11 protein-coding genes are annotated in these 15,930 nt (G+C 65.5%); 4 read left to right on the top strand and 7 right to left on the bottom strand.

The window, feature by feature from the left end:
* Window positions 1-28 precede the first annotated feature (28 nt).
* Window positions 29-3,955 carry a phosphoribosylformylglycinamidine synthase gene (gene purL, locus KGR00_RS02085; RefSeq protein WP_224417856.1) on the bottom strand — a complete coding sequence of 1,309 codons (3,927 nt, stop codon included), beginning with the start codon at window positions 3,953-3,955 and terminating at the stop codon, window positions 29-31.
* Between the two features lie 168 nt (window positions 3,956-4,123).
* Here purL and mltF point away from each other — a divergent pair, with 168 nt between their 5' ends.
* Window positions 4,124-5,581, top strand: a complete 1,458-nt coding sequence (mltF, locus tag KGR00_RS02080) for a membrane-bound lytic murein transglycosylase MltF (RefSeq protein ID WP_129138947.1) — start codon at window positions 4,124-4,126, stop codon at window positions 5,579-5,581.
* Between the two features lie 200 nt (window positions 5,582-5,781).
* Entirely contained in the window at window positions 5,782-7,479 is a 1,698-nt protein-coding gene (locus KGR00_RS02075; protein ID WP_224417857.1) for a hypothetical protein, read from the top strand.
* A 54-nt stretch (window positions 7,480-7,533) separates the two neighbouring features.
* On the opposite strand, the gene tadA is transcribed toward KGR00_RS02075, so the two are convergent.
* Entirely contained in the window at window positions 7,534-8,031 is a 498-nt protein-coding gene (gene tadA / locus KGR00_RS02070) for a tRNA adenosine(34) deaminase TadA (RefSeq protein ID WP_224417858.1), read from the bottom strand.
* Between the two features lie 57 nt (window positions 8,032-8,088).
* On the opposite strand from tadA, the gene KGR00_RS02065 reads away from it, so the two are divergent.
* On the top strand, window positions 8,089-8,901 hold the full coding sequence (locus tag KGR00_RS02065) for an acyl-CoA thioesterase II (RefSeq protein WP_129138944.1): 813 nt from the start codon (window positions 8,089-8,091) through the stop codon (window positions 8,899-8,901).
* 120 nt (window positions 8,902-9,021) lie between these two features.
* On the opposite strand, the gene KGR00_RS02060 is transcribed toward KGR00_RS02065, so the two are convergent.
* The 5 genes from KGR00_RS02060 to KGR00_RS02040 form a co-directional block, all read right to left on the bottom strand.
* On the bottom strand, window positions 9,022-9,675 hold the full coding sequence (locus tag KGR00_RS02060; RefSeq protein WP_129138943.1) for a lysophospholipid acyltransferase family protein: 654 nt from the start codon (window positions 9,673-9,675) through the stop codon (window positions 9,022-9,024).
* 9 nt (window positions 9,676-9,684) lie between these two features.
* The gene (locus tag KGR00_RS02055; RefSeq protein ID WP_224417859.1) at window positions 9,685-10,617 is read right to left on the bottom strand and encodes a phosphatidate cytidylyltransferase; all 933 of its coding nucleotides are present in this window, start codon (window positions 10,615-10,617) and stop codon (window positions 9,685-9,687) included.
* Entirely contained in the window at window positions 10,610-11,296 is a 687-nt protein-coding gene (locus tag KGR00_RS02050; RefSeq protein ID WP_224417860.1) for a CDP-alcohol phosphatidyltransferase family protein, read from the bottom strand. Before KGR00_RS02050 ends, KGR00_RS02055 begins: the two co-directional genes overlap by 8 nt.
* A 239-nt stretch (window positions 11,297-11,535) precedes the next feature.
* Complete coding sequence (locus KGR00_RS02045) at window positions 11,536-12,459, bottom strand: DUF4339 domain-containing protein (protein ID WP_224417861.1); 924 nt, start codon at window positions 12,457-12,459, stop codon at window positions 11,536-11,538.
* A gap of 52 nt (window positions 12,460-12,511) precedes the next feature.
* Entirely contained in the window at window positions 12,512-12,820 is a 309-nt protein-coding gene (locus tag KGR00_RS02040; protein ID WP_224417862.1) for a hypothetical protein, read from the bottom strand.
* 425 nt (window positions 12,821-13,245) lie between these two features.
* On the opposite strand from KGR00_RS02040, the gene KGR00_RS02035 reads away from it, so the two are divergent.
* Complete coding sequence (locus KGR00_RS02035; RefSeq protein ID WP_224417863.1) at window positions 13,246-15,930, top strand: DUF2339 domain-containing protein; 2,685 nt, start codon at window positions 13,246-13,248, stop codon at window positions 15,928-15,930.

Below are 15,930 nucleotides of genomic sequence, written 5' to 3'. Positions count from 1 at the left end.
CCGTCGCCCGATCGGGTCACGCCGACACTCAGCCGAGCCAGACCCGGGCGTTGCGGAACAGCCGCATCCAGGCCCCGTCGCGGGTCCACTCCGCCGGGCGCCAGGAGTTGGTGACCGCCCGCGCCACCCGCTCGGGGTGCGGCATCATGATGGTCACCCGGCCATCCGGCGTGGTCAGGCCGGTGATACCCGACGGCGAGCCATTGGGGTTGGCCGGGTAATGGGTGGTCACCTGCCCGTAGTTGTCGACGTAGCGCAGGGCGATCTGCCCCTTGCCCTGCATGGCCCGCAGATGGCCGCTGTCGCGGAACTCCGCACGCCCTTCGCCGTGGGCCACGGCGATCGGCAGCCGCGAGCCTTCCATGCCGGCGAGCAGGATCGACGGGCTGTTCTCGACCTGGACCATCGACACGCGGGCCTCGAACTGTTCGGACTCGTTGCGCACGAAGCGCGGCCAGCTCTCGGCACCGGGGATCAGTTCCTTGAGCTGGGCGAGCATCTGGCAGCCGTTGCACACCCCCAGGGAGAAACTGTCGTCGCGCGCGAAGAACGCCGCGAACTCGCTGCGCGCGCGTTCGTTGAACAGCACCGACTTGGCCCAGCCACCGCCGGCGCCGAGCACGTCGCCGAAGGAGAAACCGCCGCAGGCGGCCAGCCCCTTGAAGGTCTCCAGCGATACCCGGCCGGCGAGGATGTCGCTCATGTGCACGTCGTGGGCCTCGAACCCCGCCTTGTCGAAGGCCGCGGCCATCTCGACGTGGCCGTTGACGCCCTGTTCGCGAAGGACCGCCATGCGCGGGCGTGCCGTGTTGACGAACGGCGCGGTGATGTCCTCGTCGACGTCGAAGGTCGGCTCGGCGGATAACCCCGGGTCGCGCAGGTCGAGCAGGTCGTCGTACTCGGCCTTGGCGCACTCGGGGTTGTCGCGCAGCGCCTGCATCCGGTAGCTGGTCTCGGCCCAGGCGCGCTGGGTCAGCGCGCGGGTGGTCTCGAGCAGCGGCTCCTCGAACAGCGTCACGCGCACCTGATCGTCGTAGCGCGGGCGGGCGATCACGCCGCAGGTGTCGATGCCCGCCGCGGCGAACTGGGCGAGCACGAACTCGGTGTCGTGGCGGTTGACCTGGATCACCGCGCCGAGCTCCTCGGCGAACAGCGCACTGGCCGCCGAATAGCCGTCGTCGATCAACCAGTCGAGCTTGATCTCCAGACCGCCGCGACCGGCGAAGGCCATCTCCAGCAGGGTCACCAGCAGCCCGCCGTCGCTGCGATCGTGGTAGGCGAGCAGCTTGCCGTCGGCGTTGAGCCCCTGGATCACGGTGAAGAAGGCCGCGAGATCCTCGGCATCGTCGAGGTCGGGGCAGGCGTCGCCCACCTGGCCGTAGACCTGGGCCAGCGCCGAGCCACCCAGGCGGTTCCTGCCGCCACCGAGATCGATCAGGATCAGGTCGCTCTCGTCCTGATCGAGGCGCAGCTGCGGGGTCAGGGTCTTCAGGGCGTCGGTCACCGGGGCGAAACCGGTGATGTTGAGGCTCAGCGGCGCGGTCACCGCCTTCTCCTCGACGGCCTCGTCCTCGCCGGCCTGCCAGGCGGTGCGCATCGACATCGAGTCCTTGCCCACCGGGATGGCGATGCCCAGCCGGGGACACAGCTCCATGCCCACCGCCTGCACGGCATCGTAGAGCGCCTGGTTCTCGCCCGGGTGATCGGCGGCACTCATCCAGTTGGCGGAGAGCTTGACGTCGGAGAGCTTGGCGATGGGGGCCGCGGCCAGGTTGGTGATCGCCTCGGCGACCGCCAGACGGGCGCTGGCGGCGGGGTCGATCAGCGCCACCGGCGGGCGTTCGCCCATGGCCATCGCCTCGCCGGCGTGGGTGTCGAAACTCGCCGTGGTCACCGCGCAGTCGGCCACCGGCACCTGCCAGGGGCCGACCATCTGGTCGCGGGCGACCTGGCCGGTGATCGAGCGGTCGCCGATGGTGATCAAGAAACTCTTGGACGCCACCGCCGGCAGGCGCAGCACGCGATCGAGAGCCTCGCGCAGGTCGAGGTTGTCGAAGTCGGCGCCGGGCATCGGCCGCGCTTCACGCGCGAAGCCGCGCTGCATCTTGGGCGGCTTGCCGAACAGCACGCTCATCGGCAGGTCCACCGGCAGGCTGTCGAAGTGGCCGTCGTGGACGCGCAGGTGATGGGCCTCGGTGGCCTCGCCGACCACCGCGTAGGGGCAACGCTCGCGCTCGCAGAGCGCGTCGAAGGTCTCGAGGTCCTCGGCCGCCACGGCCAGCACGTAGCGTTCCTGGGCCTCGTTGCACCAGATCTCCAGCGGGCTCATGCCCGGCTCGGCGTTGGGCACCTCGCGCAGCTCGAAGCGCCCGCCACGGCCGCCGTCCTTGACCAGCTCGGGCAGGGCGTTGGAGAGCCCGCCGGCACCGACGTCATGGATGAAGGCGATGGGATTCGCCTCGCCCAGCGACCAGCAGCGGTCGATGACCTCCTGGGCGCGGCGCTCGATCTCGGGGTTGTCGCGCTGCACCGAGGCGAAGTCGAGATCCTCGCTGGAGCTGCCCGAGGCCATGGACGAGGCCGCGCCGCCGCCCAGCCCGATCAGCATCGCCGGCCCGCCCATCACGATCAGCCGGGCACCGACGGGAATCTCGCCCTTCTCGACGTGGTCGGCGCGAATGTTGCCGTAACCGCCGGCGATCATGATCGGCTTGTGATAGCCGCGCCGCTCGATGCCGTCGGCGCCCACCGCGTCCTGCTCGTAGGTGCGGAAGTAGCCGGTCAGGTTGGGGCGGCCGAACTCGTTGTTGAACGCCGCCCCGCCGATCGGCGCCTCGAGCATGATCTCGAGCGCCGACTGGATGCGCTCGGGCTTGCCGTAGTCGAAGGCTTCCCAGGGCTGGACGAACTCCGGAATGCGCAGGTTGGAGACCGCGAAGCCGGTGAGCCCCGCCTTGGGCTTGCCGCCACGGCCGGTGGCGCCCTCGTCGCGGATCTCGCCGCCCGAGCCGGTGGCCGCGCCGGGATGCGGGGCGATCGCCGTGGGGTGGTTGTGGGTCTCCACCTTCATGAGGATGTGAATGGGCTCGCGACTCGCCGCGTAGCGGGCCTCGGTGTCGCCCAGCCGTGGCGCGGCGAAGAACCGCCCGGCCTCGCTGCCCGCGATCACCGCCGCATTGTCGCTGTAGGCGGAGAGGATGCCCTCGGGGGCCGCGTTGTAGGTGTTCTTGATCATCTGGAACAGCGAATGCGGCTGCGCCTCGCCGTCGATGGTCCATGCGGCGTTGAAGATCTTGTGGCGACAATGCTCGGAGTTGGCCTGGGCGAACATCATCAGCTCGACGTCGCTGGGGTTGCGATCCAGGCCCTGGAACGCCTCGACCAGGTAGTCGATCTCGTCCTCGGCCAGCGCCAGGCCCAGTTCGCCGTTGGCGCGGGCCAGTGCCTCGCGGCTGCCGCCGAGCACGTCCACCTGGCCGAGCGGCGCCGGCGCCTGGTGGGCGAACAACCGGGCGGCGTCGCTGGCATTCGCCAGCACCGACTCGGTCATGCGGTCGTGCAGGGTGGCGACGATCGCCTCGAAGGCCGCCTCGCTGAGCACGCCGTCGAGCTTGACGCGATAGGCGATGCCGCGCTCGATGCGCCGGACCTGCGACAGGCCGCAGTTACGGGCGATATCGGTGGCCTTGGACGACCACGGCGACAGGGTGCCCAGCCGCGGCACCACCAGGAACAGATGACCGTCGCGCGCCGCGCCGGGATCGGTCTCGGCACCGTAGGCCAGCAGGCTGTCGAGTACCGCACGCTCGCCGGCATCCAGCTCACCGTCGAGATCCACGAAGTGGAGGTAGTCGGCGTGCAGCGTCTCGACTTCGGGGACCCGATCGCGCAGGGCGGCCAACAACTTGGCATGACGGAAAGCGGAAAGGGCGGGCGCTCCTCGCAGTTCGAGCATGTCGAAAGAAGCCTCTGAAGAAAGCCGAAAATGGGGACCGCGGACGGCGGCGACGAGCGCACATGATACTGGAAAGCCCGTCCTTCGAGAAATCCGTGGAATCGGCCGGGATGACAGCCCACGGGGGGCCGGGTATGGTGAGCCGCTCACTGCAACCGACGGCAACGCATGCTCAAGGCCCTCGCCCGCCACCCGCGCCGGACGACGCTCATCGTGCTGGGATTGCTGCTGCTGGGCTGGCCGGCCTGGCAGGCGACGCCCGGGGACCCGCTGCTCGATGCGATCCGCGCCCGGGATTTCATCCAGGTCGCCACGCGCAACACCCCGACCACCTACTACCAGGGGCGTCAGGGGCCGACCGGCTTCGAGTTCGAGCTGGTCAAGCGCTTCGCCGACCGCCTCGGCGTCAGCCTGGCGCTGGACAGCGACGGCAACATCGACGACGTGCTCGCCGCGGTACGCGACGGCGACGCCGACCTGGGCGCGGCGGCGCTGCCCCTCGACCCGACCCTGACGGGGGTGCATTTCAGTCGCGCGATCATGACGCTCAAGCCACTGGTGGTGTATCGCCGGGGCCTGCCGCCGATCGACAGCACCCAGGATCTGGTCGGCCGTTCGGTCGGCGTGCTCAAGGGCTCGGGCGCCAGCCTGGTACTGCGCGAACTGCAGAACGACCTGCCCGAACTGACCTGGAAGGAATCCGCCGACATCGAGGTCGCCGACCTGCTGAGCCTGGTCGAGAACGGCGAACTCGACGCGGCGGTGATCTACCAGCACCAGTTCAAGCTCAACCGGCTGTTCTTTCCCGGCGTCGAGAACGGTTTCCTGATCGGTGACCCGCTGAGCCTGGCCTGGGCGCTGCCCGCCGACAGCGGCCTGGGGCTGCTCGAGCGGGTCAACCGCTTCCTCGACGACATGCAGGCCGACGGCACCCTCGACGACCTGGTCGAACGCTATTTCGGCCACGACGACTACCTGGAATACGTCGGCGCCCGTACCTTCATCCAGCAGGCCAACCAGCGACTCGACACCTACAAGGCCGAGTTCGTCGCCGCCGCCAAGGACACCGGCTTCGACTGGAAGCTGCTCGCCGCGCTGGGTTATCAGGAGTCGCACTGGAAACCCAGGGCCACGTCACCGACCGGGGTGCGCGGGCTGATGATGCTCACCGAGCGCACCGCCGAGGAAGTCGGCGTCGACAACCGCCTCGACCCCCGTCAGAGCATCGAGGGCGGCGCCCAGTATCTGCTCGAGACGAAACGGCGCCTGCAGGAGGAGATCACCGAGCCGGACCGCACCTGGATGGCGCTGGCCGCCTACAACGTCGGCCTGGGCCATCTCTACGACGCCCAGAAGATCGTCGACATGCAGGGCGGCGACCCCTACAGCTGGGCCGACGTGCGCGAGGCGCTGCCGTTGCTGCAGAAGCGCGAGTGGTATTCGCGGGTCCGCCACGGCTACGCCCGCGGCGGCGAGCCGGTGATCTACGTGCGCAACATCCGCCGCTACTACGAGATCCTCAACTACATCGAGCGCACCGAGCAGCAGTTCTTCCAGCTCAACCAGCGCGAGCCCAGCGACGAGGACACCCAGCAACTCTTCGACGTGGTACCACCGGTATTGTGATCCGGGGGCGGAAAAATTCCGCCCACGGCTGCATAATGGGCGTCACTCGCCGATAATGCCCGGCGAGCCTGGGAATCGGGCATCGCCCCGTCCCTGAAAAACGATAGCCACCGACAGAGTGGCCCAGTGCTTCCCGTCCGACCTTGTCCGGCCATCGAGCCGGGATCATTCAACGCACAGCGACAAAGGAACGCCTTACCATGCGACGCGCACTGCTCGCCACCGCCGCCGCCGGCCTCTTGCTGGCCGGTTGCGGCGACTCATCCTCCGGGACCTCCTCGCCGCTGGCCCACGTGCCGGCCGACACGCCCTACCTGTTCGCCACCTACGAGACGCCCGACGAGGCGGCCCTCGAGACGCCGCTGGCCTCCCTCGATGCCCAGATCGACGAGCATCGGCGGCAACTGACCCAGGCCGCCGATGCGCTGCGCGACGACGGTGCCGAGTCCATGGCCGGGCTCCTCGCGGCCCTCGCCGGTGAACTCGAGGGCAAGCAGGGCTACCGTCAGGTGGCCGACTCGATCGGCGTCGACCTGTATGGGCTCAGTGCCTTCTACGGCCTCGGTCTGACACCGGTACTGCGGTTGGGCGTCGACGATCCCCAGCGTTACCGGGACTTCCTCGATCGCCTGGCGAAGGCCGCCGGCGCGACCTTCGAGACGCGCGACCTGGACGGCACGGACTATCGCCGGGTGCCGCTCGCGGACACGCCGCTGCAACTGATCAGCGCGGTCCACGACGGCCGGGCGGTTCTCGCCCTGGCGCCCGACACCCTCGATGACGCCCTGTTGTCGGAACTGCTCGGCGACAGCCTGCCCGAGAAGAGCGCCAGCGACACCTTGACCAAGCTCGCCGACGCCAAGGGCTACCTGCCCTACGGCACCGGCTACATCGATACCCAGCGTCTGGTGACCCTGCTCATCGGTGACGAGGATCCGCTCGTCGATACCGTCAAAGCGATGCGCGAGCAGGCCACCGGACAGGCGCCGACGGCCGTTTCCGCGGCCTGCCGCGCGGATGCCGAACGTATCGCCGGCTGGGTACCGCAACTGAGTCTCGGCTACACGGCGCTCGAGGCGGATCATGTCGAACAGCGTATGGACGTGTCCCTGATGTCGGACATCGCCAAGCCGTTCGCCACCTTGCATACGCCGCTGCCCGGTCTCGGCGCCGCCACCGACGCCCCCTTCGATCTGGCCATGGCGCTGCCCATGCCGACGCTGCGCACGGTGCTGCGCGAGCAGATCGACAGCCTCCAGGCCAAGCCCTTCGAATGCCCGCAACTCGCCGAGCTCAACGGCCAGCTCGACGAGCTCGGACAACGCATCAACATGCTGGCGATGCCGCCGTTCGGCGACCTGCGCGGCGTGCGCCTGATCCTCGACGCCATGGATACCGCCACGAACGGCATCCCCGACGTCAAGGGCGCGGCCATCATCGCCGCCAGCAATCCCGACGGCCTGCTGGCCATGGGCCAGAGCATGGTGCCGCAGCTCGCCGAGCTGCGCCTGACACCGGACTCGGGCGCGGTCTCCCTGCCGCAACAGTGGCTCGCCATGCTCGACGGCCAGCCGGGCTGGGCCGCCATGAGCGACAAGGCCCTGGGCGTGGCCGTGGGCGACGGCGAGAAGACACGGCTCACCGATCAGTTGCAGGGTGACGACGCCGACGCCGGCCACCTGATGCACCTGCGTATCTCCGGGGCAATGTATCTGCAATGGCTGGACATGACCCAGGGGCTGCTGGCCATGCAGGGCAACCGGGAGCTCGCCGACGAGCTGGACAGCGAGCTCGCCAGCGCCCGCGCCCAGTTCGAGCACATCGATGCCATGAACATCGATGCCCGTATGGCCGACAGCGGCCTGGTGCTCGAAAGCCGGCTCGACTGGAAAGAGTGACTCCAGGCGCGGCACCCGAGGGTGCCGCGCTTATCCTTCCCGCCGTCTCCCCGACTAGCTAGGCGATTCGTCCGCCTCGGGCGACTCATGCGGCCCCTGCCCCCGGCGCTCGGCGAAGAACGCCTGCAGCAGCCGTCGCGACTGCACTGCCAGCAGCCCCCCCTCCACCGCCACCCGATGATTGAACCAGGGCTGCGCGAACAGATTGGCCCGCGATTCGACCATCCCCGTCCGCGGCTCCGCGGCGGCATAGACCACCCGCGCCAGTCGGGCATGAATGATCGCCCCGGCGCACATCATGCAGGGCTCGAGCGTCACGAACAGCGTGCAGCCATCGAGGCGATAGTTGGCGAGCCGCGCGGCGGCATCGCGCAGCGCGCGGATCTCGGCGTGGCCGCTCGGGTCGTGGCTGCCCAGCGGGGCATTGTAGCCACGCCCCACGATCTCGCCGGCGATGTCCACCACCACCGCACCCACCGGCACCTCGCCGGCGGCCTGCGCCACCCGGGCCTGGTCGAGGGCACGGTGCATGTAGTAGTTATCGCTGCGCATGATCGGGGTCTCGGGTATTCTGTCGACGCGCTCATCGTACACGTAGGGAGAGGACGCATGACACACGCACTCGATGCCCTGGTCGACCTGCTGGGCCTGGAGATGCTCGAGGAGAACCTGTTTCGCGGTCGCAGCCAGGATCTCGGCTTTCCGCAACTGTTCGGCGGCCAGGTGCTCGGCCAGGCGCTGTCCGCCGCCTGCCAGACCGTCGATCCACAGCGCCGCGTGCACTCCCTGCACGGCTACTTCCTGCTCGCCGGGGACGCCCATCACCCGGTGGTCTATCAGGTCGACCGGGTGCGCGACGGCGGCAGCTTCGCGACCCGCCGGATCAGCGCGATCCAGCACGGCAAGACGATCTTCTTCTGCAGCGCCTCGTTCCACGTCGACGAGCCCGGCTTTCATCACCAGCCGAGTCGGCCCGTCGTCGACGACCCCGATACCCTGATCGGCGAGGGCGCCCGGCCGCAGCAGTTCGCCGGCCACCCGATCGAATTCCTGCACCTGCCGGATGGCGAGCGCGACGGCATTCCCACCAAGCGGTTGTGGTTCCGGCTCGCCGGCGATCTGCCCGACGACGCCATCCTGCACCGCTATCTGCTCGCCTACAGCTCGGACTTCAACCTGCTGACCACCAGCCTGATCGGCCACGACACGCACTTCGGCGACCCCAGGCTGCGCATCGCCAGCCTCGACCATGCGCTGTGGTTCCACCGCGACGTGCGCATCAACGACTGGCTGTTCTACGACATGGAAAGCCCCTGGGCCGGCGGCGGGCGCGGTTTCTCGCGCGGCAACGTCTACGACCGGCAAGGCTACCTGGTCGCCTCGTCGGCCCAGGAAGGGCTGACCCGGCTCAAGACGTCGTGATCCAGGCCATGAAACGGAGCGCCGGGGCGCCCGTGATCCTCGCCGCCCTGCTCGCCCGACCGTAGCGGCGGCGCACGCCGATCCGCAACGCATCCTCGATATCGGGTCCGCCAGGCTCGGCTACTGCCATTCGTCCAGCCAGGCGCTGCCCCGGCACTGCTCCGCGAGTATCGCGAACGCCGCTTCGAGCGACGCCATGCAAGCGGCACTGTCGCTGCCGACATGCATCGCCTCGCCCACGGCGACATCGCAATTGCGCGGCACCAGCAGCGCCTCGCCCTTCGGCAGGGCCCGCCCCAGGCCACGCAGCATGACTGGCGTCAGCGGTATCTCGGGACTCTCCTTGAGCAGATGAAAGACGCCTTTCTTCAACGGCTGCATCGCTTCGGGCCGGCCTCGGCTCCCCTCCGGGAACAGGATCACGATATCGCCCGCCGCCAGCGCCGCACGGCAGTCGGCCAGCGGATCGCCCCGGTCGCCTCGGCCATCGCGGTGGACCGGAATGATGTCGAGGACCCGGGTCGAAAACCAGGCCAGCCAACGGTTGGCGAGAAAATAATCCGCCGCCGCCACGGGGCGCACGCGCGCCAGGTCCCGCCACGAGAACAGGCTCATCAATACCAGCGTATCGAGATGACTGTTGTGGTTGGCGACCAGCACGTGCGGGCCGTGTCGCGGCAGCCGCTCGCGCTGGAACACATTGAGACCGATGACGAACACGATCAGCGGCCGAACGACCAGTAGAAAGAAGAGCACTTTCAGCCAGCGCTGCATGACGCCACCTCAGTAGGCGAAGAAGCGATAGAAATGGAAGAAGACCGGCGCCGTGTAGATGATGCTGTCGAGCCGATCGAGCACCCCGCCGTGCCCCGGGATCAGTTGTCCGGTGTCCTTGATGCCGAGATCGCGCTTGACCGAGGAGATCACCACGTCGCCGAAGAAGCCGCACACGGCGATCAGCACGCCCGCACCCAGCGACAGCGTCCAGGACATGCCGGTCAGGTAGGGCCCGGCCAGCCCGGCGCAGAGCGTCACCGTGGCGACGCCGCCCAGAAAGCCGCCCCAGGTCTTGTTCGGACTGACCTGCGGCAGGATCGGGCGCTTGCCGACCCGCTTGCCCCAGACGTACTGGCAGACGTCGTTGAACTGGGTGATGAAGACGACGAACAAAACCGGCCCCAGGTAACCCGCCGCCGGATTGAGTACCGGCAGCGTCAGCAGGGCCGCCAGGTAACCGATGCAGTAGATCGCCAGCATCACCATCCAGTGGATCACCCCCGCCGCGCGGATGAACCCCTGACTGTCGCCGAGCAGCAGCATGCGTACCGGCAGGAACAGGAAAACGTAGACCGGCACGAAGATGCTGAACATGCCGTACCACGCCTGCCAGATCCACAGGTACTGCACGGGAATCGCCAGGTAGGCCCAGAACAGCACGCGGCGATCCACCAGGCGCGTCGGCACGATCGAGAAGAACTCCTTGAGCGCCAGGTAGCTGAGGCAGGCGAAGAAGACGATACCGGCTTCGCGGTTCAACAACAGAACGACGAACAACAGGCCGATCATCCACCACCAGGAGCGGATGCGCTGCTTGAGCTCCAGCCAGTCGCGCTGCGGATAGCGCTGGCGAAGCCACACACGCGACAGGCTGGCGACGCACAGCAATCCCAGCACCACGATGACCACCGTCTCGACGTGGGGCGCGATATCAAACATCCTCGCCCCTCGCCGGCCGGTCGGCGGCGGCCATGCAGTGGGCGTGGATCGCCCGTGTACGCCGGACGATGGTCAGGGCACTGCCGACGACGACGACGCCGAGACCCAGCAGCAGCGCCCATCCCTTGGGCCAGAGATAGGGTTCGAGCACACTGAGCAGGCAGACGCCACTCAGCAACGCCATACGGTGCGGCTTGGCCATCGGCCCGATAAAGGACATGGGCGCGCCCATCGAAGCGCCCAGCATGCGCACGTAGGCGGTCGCCACGGCCAGCAGCGCCGCCAGCCAGCCGAGCCAGATACCGCCACTCCAGAGTGTGCCCGCCGCATAACCCGCCGCCACCAGCAACAGCGCATCCGCGATACGGTCCGGTATATCGTTGTAGAGCTCTCCGTCGGGCGTCGAGCGCCCGCCCTCCACCGCGACCATGCCATCGAGCAGGTTACACAGTAGACGCCCCTGGATACCCACGATGGCGAGTAGCGGCAACACCCACTGCGCCCCGCCCGTGGCATGCCGCCAGGCCACCAGCACCAGCGTGGCGAAAGCGGCGAAACCGATACTCGCCAGCGAGATCTGGTTGGGCGTGCAACGACGCCGGCTCAGCCAGGCAGCGGCGCGCTGCGCGAGACGATGATTGCGACTCTTGAGCGGCCTGCGATTGTCAGAGGATGGCACGCGGGGTCTCCTGTTCCAGAGGGGTAGTGTCGACGTCAGTGCCACGATGGCGCACGACCTGCCAGCGACATCGACGTTATGGGGCCTGCCGCCCGTCGACTGGGGTCGGCCTGGCGACCGGCGATCAAAAAAGGTCGCACCGAAAAGCTGAAAAGACCAACGCAACCAGCCGATTCCCTTCCGTAGAAACCAGACCTCTCCATTCTAAAACCGCTCGCTATTTGACTGAGCATTGATCACTAACGCGACCTCAACTTTACCTCAATACCGCCACTTGCCCGCTTGATGCTGTAAGCTATCGGGATACGCGGCCCTAGAGAAGTGATTACTACTGCCTGGCATGATCTGACATCAGACGTGTTTGTTACCTGCTGGATATTCGCGAGCTCTTCCGCCTTCATGTTCTGCCCAAAACCTGAGTATTCATTGTAGTGGTAGGGACTACCGTACTTGGCGCCCAAGGCATTCTGAAGTGATCTCGCCATACTTGCGTAAGAACTTCTATTTTCCCGCATAGCGTCGTCGAAGATCTGCTTGTTCGTATCGATGACCATGGAGCTCGAGCACGAGGGTAACGGGCGAAGCGATGGCAAGAGATAGCCGCCGTCGACGACACCGAAGACGACGATTGCATAAAGCAACGATGAGGCAAGCCATAGCCAGAAAAAACGAACACCTCGCTTGAGCTTGCTGGCTCTTACCGCGAGATAGACGGGTGTTATCCAGAACCAATAAAGAGGGGCCTTCCCGCGACCACTGTCCCGAATTCTCAAGGCATCCACCAGTGCTATTAGCGAATAGACCATGGGCACGCCAAATATATAAAAATTCGAAAAAGCAATGGGGCTGTAATTATAAATCAGTATGCTATCAATGAACAGAAAGGCGACAGGAAACAATGCCAACACCCAAGCCAACCGATCCGAGACGGGCTTAGGCGTATATTTTTTCCTGGCTTCGTCCGTTAAATAGTCACTGAAGGACGTATCGCGCAGCGGCTTTGCCGGAGTGGCGTCAGACCAACTCGTATTCCAAACCTGGGTATCAGGGCCTATCTCGTGGTCCATAATGGAGACTATCATTGCCTCTTTTTTGAATGGACCACGGATACGGCCATTATCCTGATAATACCAGTGATTCTCGAAGATTTCTGGTTGCGACACGGACTGCCCTTTCTATCTATACTCAATAAACGCCATGGATACTTAACAATCGTCAGCTATCGAACTTTTCTTGGGCTCTCTGGTCTTGCATAGACTTACTCATGAGACGTTTCGCCCCAAATATTGCAACGAGCCCCCCAGGCACGAAAATGACCGAACCAACAATCATCATGACACCACCGAGCCGGACATTTCGACTACTCACGGCGACCAGGAAGCCGATGACAGTTGCTGCCAGAGAAGCCCCGATGAGGGAAAGAAACACGGTCGAAGCCGTTCCCGAAAGATCCTGGGTGACGTTGAAGGAAACGGCTGCCGCCAACAACACATTCAAGGTGACACCAGCAATAGCCAGCCCCATGAAAGACCTCCACTATTTATTTAACACGTAGAAAACATAAAGACTTACAGCACCGAAAAATAACACAACCTCACTATTCACTCAAGCAGGACGCCACGCCGTTACTCAACCATAGTTTTTTCGACTCAATCTTGCCTCCAGCCAACTTCCCGCACCGATAATGGCCAATTTCTCACACCGATAATGGCTGATTTCCTACAGCACTCATGGCTATTTTCTCAAGAAGGCAACGACCTGCGATCGCCGAGTCAGGCCCGGCAAATGGGATTGCTGGATCGTTTACTCAATAACGACCCGATAACGCAATAGCGGAACCACACGAATAACGTCTATAGGCGACCCGATCATCCGCCCCAACTTACTGACGTACACACCACACTGTAACTTGCGGTACACTGCCTGCCCGACTGACAGGGAGTGTGGCCATGGGTGGGGTTATTATCTTTGCCCTTGTTCTATTTGGCATAGTGGTACCGGGCGCGATTCTGGGGTGGATCGCCTTTTTTCAACAACGTGACCTGCGCGCTCAGGTTGCGGCTTTGCAGGCGCAGTTGAACCGGCCTGAGCGCAATGCCGTTCCCGACCGGTCGGAACCGGCGTCGCTGGAGCAACCGGCCGGCGATTCGTTGTCCCCGGAAAGGACGGCCAGCGACGCTCAGGCGGAACAAAGCCCACCCCCCGAGTCACCTTCGGAACCACCACGACCTGCCGCCGAAAAGCCGGTCTCTTCCGGGCGTGAGCCCGACACCGGGAAGACAGGCGCCGACAACACGGAACCCCTCGAGAATCACGCCCCCTGGCTGGCCCACCTGAAGGAGAACTGGATGGTGTGGCTGGGTGGCGTGAGCGTCGGCCTGTCCGGCATTTTCCTGGTCAGGTACTCCATCGAGGCCGGTCTGCTGGGGCCAACGGCCCGCATCGCGCTGGCGATCCTGTTTGGCCTGACCTTCCATGGCGTGGCGCTCTGGAAGCGGCGCCAACTGGCGCACTACAACGATGTGCTGGCCGCGCTGGCCGGTGGCGCGAGCATTATCCTGTACGCTGCCCTGCTGGCGACCCTCCATCTTTACCAACTGTGGCCGGCCGGGCCGGTCTTCAGCCTGCTGCTCGTGGTGTCGCTGGTCACCATGGGCCTGTCACTGATCCATGGCCCGGTACTGGCCGCCCTCGGCATGCTGGGGGCCTATGTGGTTCCGATACTGGTCGACACCGGCAGCCAGAACATGCTCGGGGCCCTGATCTACAGCCTGGTGATCACGGGCTCGTCACTGGCACTGCTGCGTCATGTCTATCGCAACTGGCTGTGGCTGGGCATCATGGCGGGCGCCACAGGCTGGTGGGCCCTGTCATTGACCTCGACGGTTGATCCTTCGGTACAACTGATCTACCTGGCGCTGGTCACCTATGGTTTCCTGGCCATCCCCGGCTCCGACTGGCGACTGGTCAACAGCCAGGTGAAGGAAGAGCCGCCCCTGATGGCCTGCTGCCACCGGAACATGTTCATTTCCCCCCTCACCCGGAACGTCTATACGCTGGCAACCTTCGTTGCCGCCGCCGGTCTCAGCATCGCCGTGTCCGACCCCTCGCCGGTGATCGCCCTGTGGATCCTGCCCGCACTGGTACTCTGGGTCTGCCGTCATCATCCCGGGTTCAGCCTGATCGCCTGGCCTGCATTCGCGATCACGGCCATCGGCATACTGGCATCAGCACTGGCTTCGGATACCGGGGTGCATGTGCGCCACCTGTCTTCGAGTGAAGCCAGCCAGTTCGCCGGCGCACTGGCCGTTCTGGTCGGCCTGTTCACCCCGGGTGCTCTGTGGAACATCAAGGTCAGCGAGCACAAAGGGTACTGGTCGTCGCTGGCCTTTCTGGCGCCGGTGGCGGCCCTGTCCATTGCCTATATCGGACTGACGGACATGAACACCCACTGGCAGTGGGCCGTCGCCATGCTGGTGTTGGGCGCGGCCTATCTTTCTATTGCGAACCGGCAGACAGCTAAAGAGGTTCCGGCTTCGGTCACCGCGGCACTGGTCATCAGTGCCCATCTGGCCTACTCACTGGCGGCGGTCATGGTACTGCGGGAAGCCACGCTCACCCTGGCGCTGGCCCTGCAGGTGGTGACCCTGTCCCGGCTCCACCAGCGGTTTGCCCTGCCGGTGCTGCCGTACCTTGTAAAGGCGGTACTGGGCCTTGTCATCGTACGGCTGACCCTGAATCCCTGGCTGCTGAGCTATCCCACCGATTTCCACTGGAGCCTGTGGGTGTGCGGGGGCTCCGCCCTGGTGGTCTGGGTGGCGGCTTACTTCACCCGGCCGGAGGATCCCCTGCGGCAATGGTTGCAGGGCGCGGGCCTGCACCTGCTGGCACTGACGCTGATCTATGAAACCCGTTACCAGTTGTACGACGGCGATATTTTCCGCCAGACCTACTCCTACCTGGAAGCGGCCCTCAATATGGCGGCCGCGGGCCTGATCGGGAACGTGTACATGTACCGTGCAAAAAGCGCGCACCACCTGCAGGCGTTCTACCGGGTTTGCGGGCACCTGTTACTCGCTGTCTGCGGCCTGATCTATGTGGGCGGCCTGTTGCTGTTGAAAAACCCGCTGTGGGAGCCCGCATCGATTGCCTCCACGCCCCTGCTCAATAGCCTGCTGCTCGCCTACGGGCTGCCGGTGGTCCTGGCCGCCACCAGCTATTGCCTGCTTGCAGGCCAGCTCCGCAAAATTGCCGGGGCCACTGCCGGGGCCGCCCTGCTGTATTTCGTGTCCATCGAGATCCATCACCTGTGGCAGGGAGGGCTGAGCATCCACAACGTCATCAGCGACGGCGAACACTACACCTATTCCATGGTGTGGCTGCTGATGGCGGTGGTCGGCACCATTGCCGGTATCCGCTTCCAGGCGCAGCCGCTTTACAAGGCGGCGATGCTGTTGCTGATGCTGGTGATCGCCAAGATTTTCCTGTTCGACATGTCGGACGTGACCGGGCTGTGGCGTGTCGCCTCGTTCATGGGCCTGGGGCTTTGCCTGTTGGGCCTGGCCTACGTTCACCAGATCATCCGCAGAAACCTGCAACCCGCCCCGGCCCGGACGGTGGGTGGGGTGGAGTAA

This window comes from Modicisalibacter sp. MOD 31.J, assembly GCF_020147985.1.
GTDB lineage: Bacteria > Pseudomonadota > Gammaproteobacteria > Pseudomonadales > Halomonadaceae > Modicisalibacter > Modicisalibacter coralii.
Note: the sequence above shows the minus strand (reverse complement) of the source record. Positions and strands in the feature narration are given on the sequence as shown.

What these genes read in the sequence shown, in the direction of transcription:
- KGR00_RS02055 (WP_224417859.1), bottom strand. Translation starts at nt 10,617, where the DNA reads ATGTTTGATATCGCGCCCCACGTCGAGACGGTGGTCATCGTGGTGCTG.
- KGR00_RS02060 (WP_129138943.1), bottom strand. Translation starts at nt 9,675, where the DNA reads ATGCAGCGCTGGCTGAAAGTGCTCTTCTTTCTACTGGTCGTTCGGCCG.
- KGR00_RS02035 (WP_224417863.1), top strand. Translation starts at nt 13,246, where the DNA reads ATGGGTGGGGTTATTATCTTTGCCCTTGTTCTATTTGGCATAGTGGTA.
- KGR00_RS02065 (WP_129138944.1), top strand. Translation starts at nt 8,089, where the DNA reads ATGACACACGCACTCGATGCCCTGGTCGACCTGCTGGGCCTGGAGATG.
- tadA (WP_224417858.1), bottom strand. Translation starts at nt 8,031, where the DNA reads ATGCGCAGCGATAACTACTACATGCACCGTGCCCTCGACCAGGCCCGG.
- KGR00_RS02040 (WP_224417862.1), bottom strand. Translation starts at nt 12,820, where the DNA reads ATGGGGCTGGCTATTGCTGGTGTCACCTTGAATGTGTTGTTGGCGGCA.
- KGR00_RS02075 (WP_224417857.1), top strand. Translation starts at nt 5,782, where the DNA reads ATGCGACGCGCACTGCTCGCCACCGCCGCCGCCGGCCTCTTGCTGGCC.
- mltF (WP_129138947.1), top strand. Translation starts at nt 4,124, where the DNA reads ATGCTCAAGGCCCTCGCCCGCCACCCGCGCCGGACGACGCTCATCGTG.
- purL (WP_224417856.1), bottom strand. Translation starts at nt 3,955, where the DNA reads ATGCTCGAACTGCGAGGAGCGCCCGCCCTTTCCGCTTTCCGTCATGCC.